Raw genomic sequence first — 1,560 nt, forward strand, 5'->3', positions numbered from 1 at the left:
TAATCTCTAATCTCTAATCTCTAAAACTATAATCTCTAAAACTATAATGGTTTTATCACTTCAAACACGATTTTCACTCGTGATTTAGACTTTAATTCATTACACGAGTTACAAAAGTAGCTCGCAGAACCACAGGCTTGCAGCTTTTCCAACTCTTTATCACATTCAGGACAATATCCCAGCTTTTTGTAATGTTCACCGCAAGGAGCGCATAAATACGCACCATCCCACTCTAACTCTGTGGTGCACTTTGGGCAGTTATTGTTGCTCATGTTTTTAACCTATCTTTTAATCGTAATATTTGATCATATTGAACGTAGATGAATATACCATGATCTACATCACTTCCGTCTGATTGCCTCACTAAGCATATAAAATGCCACCACCTTTGTGCCAAAGTAGTAGAACACCCTCTTAATAGAGATCATTTTGATGTCAAATGATCTCTATAAGATCATCTGCTTTATCCATCGTGATCAGCGATCTGCCTGATTAAGAACATTTATATAACCACACACCGAAAGCATAAGTTACATGTTCTGCATTTGAATTTTAAATAAAATATAAAACCAAAAATTATCTACACTCTCACCCATTTTAGATTTATATAAAAAGATCCATCAAGAGATACAGGGCGTTGTATTTCAACTCAATACTGGCATATTTTCGATGAAAAAGACTCAAAAGATAGCACTTTAACTTCACTATGACCGACGATAGATTCGTGTTGGTCAACCCACTTTCCCATGAGCCAAAAATGCTTCGAGGTCTCCCTGCTCAACGGTTACTACACAGAGGGAGTCAGTCTTTTTGTTGTTTACATGCATAATCACTTGGGATGCAGTACTGCAAGAAAAAGAAGCACGGCACACAATTACTTGGTTTGCAGTGCTAGTTATGATGGCGAGTGCTATGTATTCAGCCTTCCTTGCGATTGCTGCTGGTGCTCCCCCTATGCTGGCAACGATCGCCCTAGGTATGTTCAGTAATCTTTATATGTCGACCGCACACTACTCTTCTAGACCCGCGCCGATATTGTTTGGCGCAGGCTTACTGAGCTTGCAAAACTGGTGGAAAATTGGTTTTGTTTTTTCTCTTATCGTTATACCGGTCTTTTTCTTTATCGGCAGAGCATAGTGGAAATAACTTGGGATGTGGTAATACCGAACACGGTAACTAACAGTAGAGCTCGATGGACTTCAGATAACGAACAAAGGTCTAGTTATCAGGCTAGACCTAAGCTTTATTAATAGAAAAAAGCCCAAGCGTTGATGCTTGGGCTTTTCATTATTTTTTGCGACCTTTCATCATGGTCATCAAGCGCTTACGCTTGCGCTCTTGAGAAATAGTGACTTTGTTGCTCTTACCCTCAAATGGGTTGTCACTGCTTTGGAATTGAATACGAATAGGTGTACCCATTATTTCCAGAGACTTGCGGTAGTAATTCATCAAATAACGTTTGTATGAAGCCGGCAGCTCTTTAACTTGGTTACCATGAATAACAACAATCGGTGGGTTGTATCCACCAGCGTGCGCGTATTTCATTTTGACTCGACGGCC

At 39.7% G+C, this 1,560-nt stretch carries 1 protein-coding gene and 2 pseudogenes; 1 reads left to right on the plus strand and 2 read right to left on the minus strand.

The genetic code is table 11. From position 1 onward, the window contains the following. Positions 1-41: 41 nt before the first annotated feature. Positions 42-272: a zinc ribbon domain-containing protein gene (locus ACP45E_RS16545; protein WP_017037088.1), complete on the minus strand. Its 231-nt coding sequence runs from the start codon at positions 270-272 to the stop codon at positions 42-44. A 505-nt stretch (positions 273-777) separates the two neighbouring features. On the opposite strand from ACP45E_RS16545, the pseudogene ACP45E_RS16550 reads away from it, so the two are divergent. Beyond that, positions 778-1,137 (plus strand): annotated as a pseudogene (locus tag ACP45E_RS16550) (anion permease); the annotation flags it as partial. Between the two features lie 150 nt (positions 1,138-1,287). Here ACP45E_RS16550 and ACP45E_RS16555 read toward each other — a convergent pair. Then, positions 1,288-1,560 (minus strand): annotated as a pseudogene (locus tag ACP45E_RS16555) (ribosome biogenesis GTPase Der); the annotation flags it as partial.

It is taken from the genome of Vibrio genomosp. F10 str. 9ZD137, assembly GCF_049974785.1.
Classification (GTDB): domain Bacteria; phylum Pseudomonadota; class Gammaproteobacteria; order Enterobacterales; family Vibrionaceae; genus Vibrio.